General features: G+C 60.8%; 13 protein-coding genes and 1 pseudogene. 7 read left to right on the forward strand and 7 right to left on the reverse strand.

Annotated features, from left to right (window positions below):
- Nucleotides 1-18: 18 nt before the first annotated feature.
- On the reverse strand, nt 19-255 hold the full coding sequence (locus EWM57_RS18105; protein ID WP_129922662.1) for an acyl carrier protein: 237 nt from the start codon (nt 253-255) through the stop codon (nt 19-21).
- A gap of 162 nt (nt 256-417) precedes the next feature.
- Between EWM57_RS18105 and EWM57_RS18110 the strand changes: the two genes are divergently transcribed.
- Together EWM57_RS18110 and pyk are read left to right on the forward strand one after the other, a co-directional pair.
- Entirely contained in the window at nt 418-846 is a 429-nt protein-coding gene (locus tag EWM57_RS18110) for an IPExxxVDY family protein (RefSeq protein WP_129922664.1), read from the forward strand.
- Between the two features lie 108 nt (nt 847-954).
- Nucleotides 955-2,394, forward strand: a complete 1,440-nt coding sequence (gene pyk / locus EWM57_RS18115; protein ID WP_129922666.1) for a pyruvate kinase — start codon at nt 955-957, stop codon at nt 2,392-2,394.
- 77 nt (nt 2,395-2,471) lie between these two features.
- Here pyk and EWM57_RS18120 read toward each other — a convergent pair whose 3' ends face one another.
- Both EWM57_RS18120 and rpsT read right to left on the reverse strand, forming a co-directional pair.
- Complete coding sequence (locus EWM57_RS18120) at nt 2,472-3,968, reverse strand: T9SS type A sorting domain-containing protein (protein WP_129922668.1); 1,497 nt, start codon at nt 3,966-3,968, stop codon at nt 2,472-2,474.
- Nucleotides 3,969-4,103: 135 nt separating this feature from the next.
- The gene (rpsT, locus tag EWM57_RS18125) at nt 4,104-4,361 is read right to left on the reverse strand and encodes a 30S ribosomal protein S20 (RefSeq protein WP_129922670.1); all 258 of its coding nucleotides are present in this window, start codon (nt 4,359-4,361) and stop codon (nt 4,104-4,106) included.
- 146 nt (nt 4,362-4,507) lie between these two features.
- Here rpsT and EWM57_RS18130 point away from each other — a divergent pair, with 146 nt between their 5' ends.
- Nucleotides 4,508-5,683 carry an MFS transporter gene (locus EWM57_RS18130; RefSeq protein ID WP_129922672.1) on the forward strand — a complete coding sequence of 392 codons (1,176 nt, stop codon included), beginning with the start codon at nt 4,508-4,510 and terminating at the stop codon, nt 5,681-5,683.
- A 388-nt stretch (nt 5,684-6,071) separates the two neighbouring features.
- Nucleotides 6,072-7,013 (forward strand): YheT family hydrolase, encoded by a 942-nt coding sequence (locus EWM57_RS18135; RefSeq protein ID WP_317128205.1) that lies wholly within the window; start codon nt 6,072-6,074, stop codon nt 7,011-7,013.
- Between the two features lie 106 nt (nt 7,014-7,119).
- Here EWM57_RS18135 and rsmG read toward each other — a convergent pair whose 3' ends face one another.
- The 3 genes from rsmG to EWM57_RS18150 all read right to left on the reverse strand — a co-directional run bounded on the left by rsmG (nt 7,120) and on the right by EWM57_RS18150 (nt 9,598).
- The gene (gene rsmG, locus EWM57_RS18140; protein ID WP_129922676.1) at nt 7,120-7,743 is read right to left on the reverse strand and encodes a 16S rRNA (guanine(527)-N(7))-methyltransferase RsmG; all 624 of its coding nucleotides are present in this window, start codon (nt 7,741-7,743) and stop codon (nt 7,120-7,122) included.
- Between the two features lie 110 nt (nt 7,744-7,853).
- Nucleotides 7,854-8,477, reverse strand: coding sequence for an RNA polymerase sigma factor (locus tag EWM57_RS18145; RefSeq protein ID WP_129922678.1), 624 nt, complete (start codon nt 8,475-8,477; stop codon nt 7,854-7,856).
- Complete coding sequence (locus tag EWM57_RS18150) at nt 8,468-9,598, reverse strand: glycosyltransferase (RefSeq protein ID WP_129922680.1); 1,131 nt, start codon at nt 9,596-9,598, stop codon at nt 8,468-8,470. The genes EWM57_RS18145 and EWM57_RS18150 overlap by 10 nt, the downstream gene beginning before the upstream one ends.
- Nucleotides 9,599-9,768: 170 nt before the next feature.
- Between EWM57_RS18150 and tgt the strand changes: the two genes are divergently transcribed.
- The 3 genes from tgt (at nt 9,769) to EWM57_RS18165 (ending at nt 13,115) form a co-directional block, all read left to right on the forward strand.
- Nucleotides 9,769-10,899 carry a tRNA guanosine(34) transglycosylase Tgt gene (gene tgt / locus EWM57_RS18155; RefSeq protein WP_129922682.1) on the forward strand — a complete coding sequence of 377 codons (1,131 nt, stop codon included), beginning with the start codon at nt 9,769-9,771 and terminating at the stop codon, nt 10,897-10,899.
- A gap of 78 nt (nt 10,900-10,977) precedes the next feature.
- Nucleotides 10,978-12,054, forward strand: coding sequence for an LptF/LptG family permease (locus tag EWM57_RS18160; protein ID WP_129922684.1), 1,077 nt, complete (start codon nt 10,978-10,980; stop codon nt 12,052-12,054).
- A 131-nt stretch (nt 12,055-12,185) separates the two neighbouring features.
- Nucleotides 12,186-13,115 carry a DMT family transporter gene (locus EWM57_RS18165; protein ID WP_129922686.1) on the forward strand — a complete coding sequence of 310 codons (930 nt, stop codon included), beginning with the start codon at nt 12,186-12,188 and terminating at the stop codon, nt 13,113-13,115.
- 9 nt (nt 13,116-13,124) lie between these two features.
- On the opposite strand, the pseudogene EWM57_RS18170 reads toward EWM57_RS18165, so the two are convergent.
- Nucleotides 13,125-13,527: pseudogene (locus EWM57_RS18170) on the reverse strand (4-(cytidine 5'-diphospho)-2-C-methyl-D-erythritol kinase); the annotation flags it as partial.

Here is a 13,527-nt window from a genome sequence, read left to right on the forward strand (position 1 = left end):
GGAGAAAGACGCAAAAGCTTACTTAGCGTGCTCTTCCAGGTAGCTGATGGCCTGACCCACGGTGGCGATGTTCTCGGCCTGGTCGTCTGGAATCGATACGTTGAATTCTTTTTCGAAGTCCATGATCAGCTCAACGGTATCCAGGGAATCAGCGCCCAGATCGTTCGTGAACGAAGCTTCTGGCGTTACTTCCGAGGCCTCAACACCAAGCTTATCAATGATAATAGCTTTTACTTTTTCTGCAATTTCAGACATTTCCGTGGGGGTTTGGAGAAAACTAGGCACAAATAACACTAACTTCCCTAACATTGTCAAACCGAGCCCCCCGATTCTTGCGGGTACAAGATTATGGCCGGCCGAGTTTCAATCGGCCCCTGGCGTGCGTAATTTTGCTTTCTCCCGCTCTGGCTGCCCCCTATGAAAACGCTGACCCTCGACGTAGACTACGACTGTGACTTCGACCTGTTTGGCATTGTTTCGTCGAGCCGGGAGCACAAGCTGGCCTGGACCCTCAACAGCACCCTGCGCCTGCGCTTGGTCAAGCAGCAAGACCTGATCTACGACCTGCTGGCCCAGGGGCGGCTGGTTATCAGCAACTACCTGCACGCCACCGAAAACCTCTCGCTACGGCTGTTCCGTAACCGGTCGGTGGACCCCTCGCCGCTGAAGAAGCCGTTTCTGGCTCCCGACATCAAGGAGTACGACTACCTGATCCAGGTCAGCAACGGCTCGGGCGCGCTGGCCCCGGAGGAGCTTTTAGAGCAATTGACCCGGCTGCCGGAGGTGCAGTACGCCTGCCAATTCGACCCAAATTCGTTGAAATTCAAAGAAAACTTGCTCTTTTGAGGAATGGAACGTCGAGGTGGGCGCAGGCGAAACGTTTGCACAACCCGGCATTTCCGCTTTGTTTTTCTCACCTTTTGACCTTGCTGTAGTCCCCGCGGCTACCTGCCTATGGAACCTCGTCCGCACTTCAACAAAACCAAAATCGTGGCCACCGTCGGCCCCGCCTCCAACACTTACGACAAGCTCGGGGTGCTGATCCGCGAAGGCGTGGACGTATTTCGCCTCAACTTCTCCCACGGCTCCTACGAAGACCACCTCTCGGTTATCAATACCGTGCGCCGGCTGAACAAGGACCTGCGCACCAACGTGGGTTTGCTCCAGGATTTGCAGGGCCCCAAGATTCGGCTCGGTGAGGTCGAGGGCGGCGGCGTGGAAATCAGCCGCGGCGACAAAATCAAGCTGGTCTGCGGCGAAAAGGAAATCAGCACCGCCACCCGCCTGAGCACGATTTACATGGGCCTGGCCCGGGACGTGAAGCCCGGCGACATGATTCTCATCGACGACGGCAAAATTGAGCTCAAAGTCTTGGCCACCGACCGGGAATCGGAAGTGGACGTGGAAGTGGTGTACGGCGGGCTGGTGAAGCCCCGCAAGGGCATCAACCTGCCCGACTCGGAAGTGTCGGCCCCGGCCATGACCGAGAAGGACATCGAGGACCTCAAGTTTGGCCTCGAGCACGACGTGGACTGGGTGGCGCTGTCGTTTGCCCGCCGCGCCGAGGACATTCGCTTTATCAAGAAGCTGATTGCCGAAGCCGGCAAAACCACCCGCGTCATTGCCAAGATTGAGACGCCCGAGGGCCTCAAAAACCTTGACGAAATCATTGCCATCACCGACGCCGTGATGGTAGCCCGCGGCGACCTGGGCGTGGAAGTGAAGATGGAAGAGGTGCCCATGGCCCAGAAGCTCATCATCGAGAAGTGCAACAAGGTGGGCAAGCCCGTCATTGTGGCCACTCAGATGATGGAAAGCATGATTACGGCCCCCCGCCCCACCCGGGCCGAAACCTCCGACGTGGCCAACGCCGTGATGGACGGCGCCGACGCGCTGATGCTCTCGGCCGAAACGGCCGTGGGCGCCTACCCCGCCGAGGTTATCCGCTCGATGGTGGGCACGATTCTGAGCGTGGAAACCCGTACCAGCAGCCTGTTTCACCACTGGTTCCCGATTGACCCGGCCGGCCCCAATTTCATGGTCGACAGCCTGCTCTCGGCCGCCTGCCACCTGGCCAAGAATACCGGCGCCAAAGCTATTACCGGCACCACCCACCGCGGCTACACGGCCTTCCAGATTGCCAAGTACCGCCCTAAGGCCAACATCTTTATCTTCACCGACAACCGCGCCCTGCTCACGGCGCTGAGCCTGGTGTGGGGGGTGCGTGGCTTCTACTACGACCGGCTGGTGAGCACCGACAACACCGTGTCGGACATCAAGTACATCCTCACCACCACCGGCCACCTCTCCCCCGGCGACGTGTTCATCAACACCGGCTCCATGCCGATTCTGGACAAGGGCCTCGCCAACATGGTGAAGGTAAGTGTGGCGTAAGCTCCAGCAGCCGCAGTCCAAACAAAAAGCCCGTCTGATGATTTAGACGGGCTTTTTGTTTGCCTATGACTGTCAAGTTACGGCTGATACTGCAACTGGATATGCTGGGGCAGCTGGCCGGCCATCTGCACTTCGACCAGGTACAGGCCCGGGGCCAGGCCAGCCAGCGGCAGCGCCGCAGTAGTCTGGCCTACCGGCAGCAGTTGGGTGCGCACCACCCGCCCCAGTGCGTCGAGCAGGCGCACGGGCGTAGCGGCGCGGGCTGGGGCCGGTAGCAGCAGCGTAGCCGTGCTCGTGGCCGGGTTAGGGTACACCTGCAGCGGGGTCAGGCCCTGGGCGGCTTTGGTGGGCAGCAGCGTGGCAAAGTCGGCGCGGCTGCCACAGACAACCGGGGTGTTGTTGACCGTGCGGCGCGAATACACCAGCCAATGTTCGTTCTGCCCGGTTACGCCCGCGCCCTGCGACACCTGCTGCTCCCAGGCCAGCGCGTCGAGCCCGGACCGGAACTCGCTGGAGGTGCCGGAAAGCCGGTACAGGCGCCGCTGGCGCAACGGCACGGGCAGGCAGGACCCAAGCGGCTGGGTCAGCACAATCGGCAGGGCAACGTCGAAGGCGTTTAGGAAAGGACTGGCTCTGTAGGCGTAGGTAAGCAGGTCGGCATTCAGAGGCGTCATAAACGACGCGCCCCGGCCCCGCCACACCCCCGTGCGCAACGACGCAGCCAGCCGGACGGTGGCTACGGGCGTCGTGACCGGACTGCCACCCGAGCAGCCCGGCGCGCTGCTGTAGGTGGTGCGACTTTGCTGCTGGAAGGTGTAGATCAGGCTGTCGGCGGTTACCTGGCGGCTCAGCACCCGGCTCAGGTGCATCCCAGTGTAGCACGGAAAGGGGCCGGCCGAATACGGCTGCTGCTGATAGCCCAGCTCGTCACCGACCTGCAAATCGAGCAGGGTAAGCGGGTTGTAATAGGTGCGGGCCGCGGGAGCGGGACGGCGGGCCAGAGTGAGCATCCTGGCCGTGGAGAAGCCAAGAATCATGTCTTTCGGACCCGAAACCAAGCCGTAGTTCTTGCTGAGTACCACGTTTTGCGCGTTGTCGACGCGAAACGTCACAATGGAATCCGTTACGCCGTCGAGGAGCATGGTGCCGCGCGACAGCAGCGTGGTTTGCCTGCCCACATCGGTATCGATGCTCGCCCAGGTGGTACCCACCGGCACAAATGGCTTCAGCACTAAAAACTTGTCCAGAGTCAGAACAGGCGTCGGGCCGCCATTCCAGTAGAGGGCATAAGTGCGCGTAGCCACGTTGTAGCGCAGTTGCTGCCCAAACTGGTTGTTGACCGACTTCTTCCAGGTCGAACTGCTGGCGGGCCGCATGATGCGGTTGAAATAATACACTGAGTCGGAGCCGGACACGGCGGCCGAATCCAGCCGGAGGGTCAGCACCGTGTCGGCAGAGGCTCCGCGGAAGGCGTGCACGTCGCCGTTGGGCCGAAACGGGCGCCAGTTCTGGGCCTGGATGGGTAAATAGCTCAGGCAGACGCCCAGCAGCAGCAAAAGGTAGCGGTGGTTCATACTGTTCACAAAAAGAATTGAAGGATAAGACGCCGAAAAGATAGGATAAAATAACGAGTGGCAGTCAAACGCGAAAAGGCTCCGCGCTTGCGCACGGAGCCTTTCTATAAAAGAGCAGATCGGTCAGAAGGTTGCTTAAGCAGCCAGCGACGTCACGAACTTAGCCAGCTTCGATTTGTTGTTGGCGGCTTTGTTCTTGTGAATGATGTTCTTCTTGGCCAGACGGTCCAGCATCGACGATACTTTCTTCAGCAGCTCTTGAGCAGCGGTAGCATCGGTGGTAGCACGCAGCTTCTTGATAGCGGTGCGGGTGGATTTAGCCTGGTAACGGTTCAACACGCGCTTAGCTTCGTTGGAACGGATGCGCTTGAGGGCCGACTTATGATTTGCCATGAGGATGGAAAAATTGACGTTCTGCTCGGTTTTGTATTCAGTTGGGGTGGCAAAGGTAAGGCTTTGCCCGGAAATAGCAAACCCTCGGCTCCAAATTAACGCGGGACTTCCTGCTAAGAAGCAGAATTTTAGGCGTCATTTACGCCATGAAATACCTCACCCGGACCATCTGGCTGCTTTCCCTGGTTAGCCTGTTCACTGATTTGGCCAGTGAAATGCTCTACCCGGTTATGCCGCTCTACCTGCGCAGTATCGGTTTTTCGGTGGCCCTGATCGGGGTGCTCGAGGGCGTGGCCGAAGCTACCGCCGGGCTGAGCAAAGGCTACTTTGGGCAGTGGTCCGACCGCCTGGGCCGGCGCCTGCCCTTCGTGCAGTGGGGCTACGGACTCAGCGCCCTTTCCAAGCCCATGCTGGCGGTGCTGGCCGCGCCCTGGTGGGTGTTTCTGGCCCGCACCCTCGACCGGCTCGGCAAGGGCCTGCGCACCGGGGCCCGCGACGCGCTGCTCTCCGACGAAACTACGCCCGCTACCAAAGGCCGCGTGTTTGGTTTCCACCGCTCCCTCGATACGCTGGGGGCCGTGCTGGGGCCGGCCGTAGCCCTGATCTGGCTGGCCCGGCGCCCCGGCGACTACCGCCAGCTGTTTTTGCTGGCTTTTCTGCCCGGGCTGGCGGCTATTGTTGTTACGCTGCTGGTGCGCGAAAAGCGCCGCGCCCCTTCCCCGCGCCCGGTGCAGCCGTTCTGGGCCTCGTTTGGGTACTGGCGGCAGGCTCCCGCCGCCTACCGGCAGGTGGCGGGGGCGCTGCTGGTTTTTGCCTTGTTCAACTCCTCCGACGCGTTCCTGCTCCTGCTGGCCCGGCAGCGCGGCCTGCCCGACGCCACCGTTATCGGGCTTTACATCTTCTACAACCTGGTATACGCGCTGTCCGCTTTCCCGGCGGGTCATTTATCCGACCGGGTGGGGCCGCGCCGAATGCTCGTGGGTGGGCTGCTGCTGTTTGGCGCAGTGTACGCCGGCGCTGCCCTGGCCCACGGACTGTGGGTATTCGGGTTGCTCTTCGGGCTCTACGGCCTGTACGCCGCGGCCACTGAGGGTGTCAGCAAGGCCTGGCTCAGCAACTTGTGCGCCCCCGCGGACACCGGGGCCGCGCTGGGCACCTTTGCCGGGCTCAGCAGCCTGGCGGCTTTGGTGGCCAGCACTCTCACTGGCTTGGCTTGGCAACTGCTGGGCCCCGCGCCCGCTTTTGCGCTTTCGGCGCTGATAGCTGCCGCAGTGGCTGTGTTCCTGGTAGTTTCCCGGCCTCCGCAATCTTCTTCAGTCTAGTCCGCTGCTTAGCCGGACGGCTTGGCGACGTGTTGCGGTTCAGGTACCCACTTCGTTTCGGCTCCTCCATCGTTCAGATACTGTGCACCTCCCTGCATAAGGCTATTGGCTCAGAGGATATATCATTTATTAATTATAAATTTTTTAAATAAAATTATAATTAATGCCATCGTGTGGCGCTTTTGCGTAACTTATCTGTATCAATTCAGGCCGCAACTTTCTGCGGCTGGCACTGGTTGTACCGAGTGCTGCTCATCGGGTAAGGTGCGCTGCAACTGTATGCATGCATACCTTTTTTGTGCGTATATTTCCCTTCCAAGCTCCCACACTTTCAGTTTGACGCATCATGCCACTTGTTGCTCAATCGCCCTATCAGCCACCTTTTTACATGTTCAATGGGCACGTGCAGACCATCGTACCCAGCCTGTGGCGCTCCGTGCCCGACGTGCAGTACCAGCGCGAGCGGGTCGAAACCGAGGACGGCGACTTCCTCGACCTGGATTGGTCGCGCCTGCCCCAGGGGCGGGCCGAATCGTTGGTTATCGTATCTCACGGCTTGGAAGGTGACGCCGGCCGGCCCTACGTGCGCGGCATGGTTCGGGCCCTAAATAAAGTCGGCTTCGATGCCCTGGCCTGGAATTACCGCAGCTGCAGCGGCGAAATGAACCGCCTGCTCCGCTCCTACCACCTCGGCGACACCGACGACCTTGATTTTGTAGTGCGCCACGCCCTGGGTACGGGCCCCTACCAGCACGTGTATCTGACGGGTTTCAGCGCGGGCGGCAACGTGACGCTCAAGTACCTGGGCGAAAAGCCCGAGCGGGTGCCGGCGCAGGTGAAGCGGGCGGCCGTGTTTTCGGTGCCCACGGATCTGAAATCGAGCTCCTACCAGATTTCCAAGCCCGAAAACCGCATTTACCTGTACCGGTTTCTGAAGTCGCTGCGGGCCAAGATGCGGCAAAAAGCCGAGCTACTGCCCGGGCAAGTCGACGTGGCCGACCTGGACCAGCTCAGCGACTTTCCCCAGTTCGACAACCGGTTTACGGCGCCCATGCACGGCTTTAAGTCGGCCGATGACTACTACGAGCACTCCAGCTCGGGCCGTTACCTGGCCAACATCCGCATCCCGACCCTGCTGGTGAATGCCGAGAATGACCCGTTTCTGGCTCCATCCTGCTTCCCGCGCGACTTGGCCGCCGAGAGCCGGTTCGTGTTTCTGGAAACCCCACCCGAAGGCGGCCACGTGGGCTTTGCCGAAGGCACGCCCGATGGCGAGTACTACTCCGAGCGCCGGGCCGTGGAGTTTCTGACGGCCGAAACCCCGGCCTAACCTGGTGCTTACCTCTTTTTTACACTGAGGCGCTAAATAGCAAAATGCCCCCGCGTACTCCTACGCGGGGGCTTTCTGCTTATTTGATGCGAAGCTTTTCGTGCAGCTACTTATTGGTAACCGGCACGAACACCACCTTCTTGGTTTCGAAGAACTCCTCGGCGTAAAAGTCGCTCAGATCAAACAGGCGGGCTTTGAGGCCGGACTCCTCGATTTCCTCGGTCAGGTCGCCCCCCTTGAGGTAGTACAGGCCGCTGGTGGCGTCGCCTTGGGGCTTGTAGCGGTGGGCAATCCAGGTGTGGAAAGTGGCCAGGCGGGCCACGGCGCGACTCACCACGTAGTCGTACTTGGTGCGCAGCTGCTCGGCCCGGATCTGCTCGGCCGTCACGTTGTGCAGCCCCAGCGCGGCGGCCATTTCCTGCACGGCGTGGATTTTCTTGCCGATGCTGTCGACGAGGTGAAACTTGGTTTCGGGAAACAGGATAGCCAGCGGCAACCCCGGCAGCCCGCCGCCGGTGCCCACATCGAGCACGGAGGAGCCGGCGGGAAACTGCACGACCTTGGCAATGCCCAGCGAGTGCAGGAAGTGCCGCTCGGCGAGGTTGTCCACGTCGGTGCGGGCGACCAGGTTCAGGCGCTCATTCCAGCCACGAAACTCGGTATCGAGTTGGGCGAAATGGCGTTGCTGCTGGTCGGTGAGGTCGGGGAAGTAGCGGTTGAGGATATCCATTGGGGCAAAGATAGTGATGATGCCGACCGGAATGCAGTATGGCCCCTTAGACCTGCCGGGCGCGCCGGCCACAAAAAAGCCCCGACTTGCGGCGGGGCTTTTTTGTGGCACTAGATGATGTGCTTCTTGTTTTTGACCATGTCATAGAGCAGCTCCCGAGCGCGGTGCAGCTGGGCTTTCACGGTGCCGAGGGGGGCTTTGAGCTCGGTGGCAATTTCCTCGTAGCTCAGCTCGTCGAAGTAACGCAGCGTCACGAGGCGCTGGTACTTGTCGGGGAGGCGGGCCACCACGTGCTGCATGATTTCGATCTTCTGGTTTTTGATGGCCGTCTCCTGGGGGTTCAGGTTCTGGTCGCGGAAGTCGATGGTGATTTCGTCGCCGTTGTCAATCTTGATGGCCGAGTCGATGGACATCGTCTTGATTTTATTCTTGCGAATAAAGTCGATGCAGTTGTTGGTGGCAATGCGGAACAGCCAGGTGCTGAAGGCGTATTCCGGGTTGAACTTGTGCAGGTTCCGGAAGGCTTTGGCGAAGGCTTCGATGGTCAGATCCTCGGCGTCGTCGGGGTTGCGCACCATTTTGAGCACCACGTGATACACCGGCTTTTTGTAGATCTGCATCAGCTCAGCGTAGGCTTTCTCGTCGCCATGCTCGACGGCGGCCCGGATGAGCTTGAAGTCGTGCTTGGCCTTGGCCGAAAACTGTTTCTGAATTTCCTGATTGTTTACTTCCATCGGAGGTTGCGGTAAAGGAACAGCGAAATTCCCAAAGCGAGATAGTAAAAAAAATAAACAACGTCGAGCAGGGGTATCCACGCTACCGGCAACTGGTCGTCGAGCCTACGGCCCAGTCTTGCGTAGGCAACCCAAATAGCCACGGTACGCACACCCCACAAGACGGCCAAAGGTACCCAATCGGGTTGGGAAAACAGCAGGCCCACCGCAGTGAAATAAAAAAGCAGATTAGCACCAATAAAGTTTCCAATCCGCAGCCGGTCGGCCAGTCCGTAGCTCCGGCCGGCCGACAAATGCCGCCGCTTCTGCCGCCACCAGGCGCCCCAGGTGGTGGCGGCTTCACTTATGGTGTGCGCCGCGGGCTCGGCCTGCACCGTCACCCTAAGTCCGCAGCGGACGGCATCCTGCACAAACAGGTCGTCGTCGCCGCCGAGGCTGCGGATGTGGGAAGCAAAGCCCTTGGTTTGGCGAAAGGACGCCCGGGTGTAGGCCAGGTTGCGCCCCACGCCCATGTAGGGTTTGCCCCGCCACGCGAACGACAAATACTGCGCCCCGGTCAGCAAGGTTTCAAAGCGGATAAGCTTATTTAAAAACCCCGGTTCGGGCGCGTAGGCCGAGTAGCCGAGCACCACGTCGGCGGGCCGCGCGAAGCCGCGCTGCATCTGACTGATCCACTGATCGGTGGCCGGAATGCAGTCGGCGTCGGTGAAGAGCAGCTGCTCGTGGCGGGCCGTTTTGATGCCCAGGGTGAGGGCGTATTTTTTGGGTGAAAGGCCGTCGGGCGTGCGGTCGACGGACACCAGGCGCACGTTGGGGTAGTACTGGGTGAGCTGCTGAACGTAGAGGTAGGTGTCGTCGCCGGACCGGTCGTCGATGAGAATCAGCTCGAAGCCCGGCGGGTAGTCTTGCTGAAGCAGCAGGGGCAGCAGGCGGCGCAGGTTTTCCAGCTCGTTGTGGGCGCACACCAGCACCGACACGGGGCCGCCCGCCGCGTCGGCCGGCTCGGCCCCGGCGGCCGCGGAGCGGGCGGCAAACGGCAGGAAATAGTAGCCCACGTAGCACAGCTGAATCAGCACGCACAGCGCGAGCAGCCACAGAACGGGAGAAAATGGAATCGGCAAAACGGCGGGGCAAGGATTGGGCCCGCAAAAGTACGCATTGAACCGGGGGCGCGGGTTACCTTTGCAGTCATATCAGTTGCCAGTTGCCAGTTACCAGTTGCCAGAACGTTCTTGCTGAACGACAAACAACTGCCAACGCGCAACTGGCAACTGACAACTGGCAACTGCTTATGACCTTCGACCTCGTCGCCCACGACCCCCAGACCAAAGCCCGCGCGGGCGTGGTGCACACCGCGCACGGCGCCATTGAAACGCCGATTTTTATGCCCGTGGGCACGGCCGGCACCGTGAAGGCCGTGCAGCAGCGCGACCTGACCCACGACGTGCAGGCGCAGATTATCCTCGGCAACACCTACCACCTCTACCTGCGCCCGGGCCTCGACGTGCTGCGCGCCGCCGGCGGCCTGCACAAGTTTAACGGCTGGGACCGGCCCATTCTCACCGACTCGGGCGGCTACCAGGTGTACTCGCTCAGCGGCACCCGCAAGATCAAGGAGGAGGGCGTCAAGTTCCGCTCCCACATCGACGGCTCGCAGCATTTGTTTTCGCCCGAGGGCGTGATGGACATTCAGCGCACCATCGGGGCCGACATCATGATGGCCTTCGACGAGTGCACGCCCTGGCCCTGCGAGTACGACTACGCCAGCCGCTCCTTGGACATGACTCACCGCTGGCTGAAGCGCTGCATCCAGCGTTTCGACAGCACCGAGGGCCACTACGGCTACGACCAGACCTTGTTTCCGATTGTGCAGGGCTCCACGTTCAAGGATCTGCGCATCAAGTCGGCCGAGTTTATTGCCGAGCAGGGCCGCGAGGGCAACGCCATCGGGGGCCTGAGCGTGGGCGAGCCGGCCGAGCAGATGTACGAGATGACCGAGCTGGTCTGCGACATTCTGCCCGCGGACAAGCCCCGCTACCTGATGGGCGTGGGCACGCCGGCCAATATCCTGGAAAACATTGCGCTGGGCGTGGACATGTTCGACTGCGTGATGCCGACCCGCAACGCCCGCAACGGGATGCTGTTCACGACCCAGGGTATTATGAACATCACCAACAAGAAGTGGCAGCTGAATTTCGAGCCGATTGACGCCACCCTGGGCGGCTACGTCAGCACGTTCTACTCCCGCTCCTACGTGCGCCACCTGTTTCAGAGCCAGGAAATGCTGGGCCCGCAGATTGCCTCGATTCACAACCTGTCGTTTTACCTGTGGCTGGTCAAGCAGGCCCGGGAGCAGATTGTGGCCGGCACCTTCCGCGAGTGGAAGGAGAAGATGGTCAAGCAGGTGATGACCCGACTGTAGGCATTAGTTGTTGGTTGTCAGTTGTTAGCAACAACGACCTAACAACTAGCAACCAACAACTAACAACTAACCACCCAAGTGAAGCTGCTCGATAAATACATCATCCAGAAATTCCTCACCTCGTTCTTTTTCACGGTGGTGGTGCTGGTGTCGGTTATCTGCGTGATTGACTTCACGGAGAAAAACGACGACTTCATCCAGCACAATCTGGGGGCCTGGCAGATTATGTCGGAGTACTACGTGAACCTGTTCCCGTACTTCGCCAACCTGCTCTCGCCCATTACGGTGTTCATTTCGGTGGTTTTCGTCACGGCCCGACTGGCGGCGCGCACCGAAATCGTGGCTATTCTGGCCAGCGGCGTGAGCTTCAAGCGCCTGTTGCTGCCCTACTGGATGGGGGCCGCCGTTATCAGCACGGTCACGTTCGGGCTCACCGGCTGGGGCATTCCGAAGGCCAACAAGACGCGGGTAGAGTTTGAGAAGAAGTACATCAAAAACCCGTTCCGGTACGATGCGCGCAACATCCACATCAAGATCGGGCCGAAGAGCTACGTGTACATGGAAAGCTATGACAACAGCAGCAATATCGGCTACAAATTCGCGCTGGAAACCATTGAGGGCACCATTCTCAAGCGCCGCCTGACCGCCGACGCCATCAGCTGGGACTCCACGAAGCGGGCCTGGCACCTGTCGCCCCAGCTGATTCGCACCTTTAAGGGGCCGCTGGAAACCCTGCAAACGGTGGCCCCGCGCGACACCACCCTCAACCTGTTCCCCAAGGACTTTGGCAGCACCTACCGCCTGTCCGAAACCCTGACCCTGCCCGAGCTGAACCGCTTTATTCAGCAGAAAATTGACCGCGGCGCCGACGATACCCAAGTCTATCTGAGCGAAAAGCACGAGCGGTACGCCTACCCCTACGCCATCTTTATCCTGACCACCATCGGCGTGATTCTGAGCGCGCGCAAGTCGCGGGCCGGGGTGGGTGGGCAGATTGCGCTGGGCTTCGTGCTGGCCTTCGTGTTCATCATTTTCGTGATTCTGAGCCGCAACCTGGCCCAGGTCGGGGAAATGTCGCCGATGCTGGCCGCCTGGGTGCCCAGCATCGTCTTTACCACCATCGGCGCCGCCCTGTATCGTTTCGTCCCTCAATAAGGTGAAACCGTGAGGTGGTGAAATGGTGAGTTGTCGTTCGGACGGCGCGGTTCTGCACCGCTGGCGCCAGTGGCGCCGCCTGAACATCAAACTCACTATCTCACCATTTCACTATCTCACGACTTCACAACATGCTCAAAGACTACCTGCGGTTGCACTTTATTGTCCTGCTCTGGGGCTTCACGGCCATTTTGGGCAAGCTGATTTCGGTGCCGCCGGTGGAGCTGGTGTTCTGGCGCACGCTGCTGGCTTCGGCGGGGCTGGCCGGGCTGCTGACCCTGCGCCGGCAAAGCTGGCGCATTCCGGTGGGCCAGGCGCTGCGGCTGCTGGGCGTGGGCGCGCTGGTGGCCACCCACTGGATTACGTTTTTCCTGGCCGCCCGCCTCTCCTCAGTGAGCGTGTGCCTGGCCGGCATGGCCACGCTGGCCCTCTGGACGTCCCTGCTCGAGCCCCTGCTGCTGTGGCGGCGGGTGCGGGCCTACGAGGTTTTTCTGGGCCTGCTGACGATGGTAGGACTCTACCTCGTTTCGCAAGCCGAGCTGGGGCAACTGCTGGGGCTGGGCGTGGCTATTTTGTCGGCGGGGCTGTCGGCGCTGTTCAGCGTGCTCAACTCCCGCCTGGTCAAGCAGCACCCGCCCCTGCGCCTGACGCTCTACGAAATGCTGGGCGCCTGCCTGAGCATTGCGCTGTTTTTCCCCGTGTACTCCCGCTACTTCACCAACGGCGCGGGCCTGCAGCTGGCATGGCACGGCTACGACTGGCTCTGGCTGCTGATTTTGGCCGGGGTGTGCACGGTGTACGCGTTTTCGTCGTCGGTGGAACTGATGAAGCGGCTGTCGGCCTTTGTTATCAACCTGACCATCAACCTGGAGCCGGTCTATGGCATCGTTATGGCCGTGCTGCTGTACTGGCTCCACGTGCCCGGCTTCGACCGGGAAAAGCTCTCCGGCGGCTTCTACCTGGGCACGGTGGTTATCCTGTTCAGCGTGCTCATCCACCCCGTCCTCGACCAGTGGATGCAGCGCCGCCGCAAGCCCGAGCCGGCGGAAGCGGTGGTATAGCGCCCAGCTCTACAGCACTCCGTCCCAGACCCGGTATTCGGCGCTGAGTGGCAGCGCGGGCGGCAGCTCCCGGCCCGCAAACAGCCCGTACACCGCCGAGCCCGAGCCCGACAGACTGGCGTACGTGGCGCCGGCCGCGTACAGAGCCTGCTTAAGCTCGCCCAGCACCGGGTAGTGCGGGGTCAGGGCATCCTCGAAGTCGTTGCTGACGGTTTCGCGCCAGGTTTCCATCGGTTGGGCCAGGCTCTGGCGCAAATCGTGGCGCGGGGGCCGGGCCTGCACCCGACTGTAGGCCTCGGCCGTGCTGATGTGCAGCCCCGGATAAATCACCTTGCAGACCATGCCCCGCAGATTTAGGTCCAAGGGCTGAAAAACGTCCCCCTTCTCGTAGGCCAGCACGGGCTGGTTGCGA

This window comes from Hymenobacter persicinus, from assembly GCF_004167665.1.
Classification (GTDB): Bacteria; Bacteroidota; Bacteroidia; order Cytophagales; family Hymenobacteraceae; genus Hymenobacter; species Hymenobacter persicinus.

What these genes read in the sequence shown, in the direction of transcription:
- EWM57_RS18105 (WP_129922662.1), bottom strand. Translation starts at nt 255, where the DNA reads ATGTCTGAAATTGCAGAAAAAGTAAAAGCTATTATCATTGATAAGCTT.
- EWM57_RS18110 (WP_129922664.1), top strand. Translation starts at nt 418, where the DNA reads ATGAAAACGCTGACCCTCGACGTAGACTACGACTGTGACTTCGACCTG.
- pyk (WP_129922666.1), top strand. Translation starts at nt 955, where the DNA reads ATGGAACCTCGTCCGCACTTCAACAAAACCAAAATCGTGGCCACCGTC.
- EWM57_RS18120 (WP_129922668.1), bottom strand. Translation starts at nt 3,968, where the DNA reads ATGAACCACCGCTACCTTTTGCTGCTGCTGGGCGTCTGCCTGAGCTAT.
- rpsT (WP_129922670.1), bottom strand. Translation starts at nt 4,361, where the DNA reads ATGGCAAATCATAAGTCGGCCCTCAAGCGCATCCGTTCCAACGAAGCT.
- EWM57_RS18130 (WP_129922672.1), top strand. Translation starts at nt 4,508, where the DNA reads ATGAAATACCTCACCCGGACCATCTGGCTGCTTTCCCTGGTTAGCCTG.
- EWM57_RS18135 (WP_317128205.1), top strand. Translation starts at nt 6,072, where the DNA reads ATGTTCAATGGGCACGTGCAGACCATCGTACCCAGCCTGTGGCGCTCC.
- rsmG (WP_129922676.1), bottom strand. Translation starts at nt 7,743, where the DNA reads ATGGATATCCTCAACCGCTACTTCCCCGACCTCACCGACCAGCAGCAA.
- EWM57_RS18145 (WP_129922678.1), bottom strand. Translation starts at nt 8,477, where the DNA reads ATGGAAGTAAACAATCAGGAAATTCAGAAACAGTTTTCGGCCAAGGCC.
- tgt (WP_129922682.1), top strand. Translation starts at nt 9,769, where the DNA reads ATGACCTTCGACCTCGTCGCCCACGACCCCCAGACCAAAGCCCGCGCG.
- EWM57_RS18165 (WP_129922686.1), top strand. Translation starts at nt 12,186, where the DNA reads ATGCTCAAAGACTACCTGCGGTTGCACTTTATTGTCCTGCTCTGGGGC.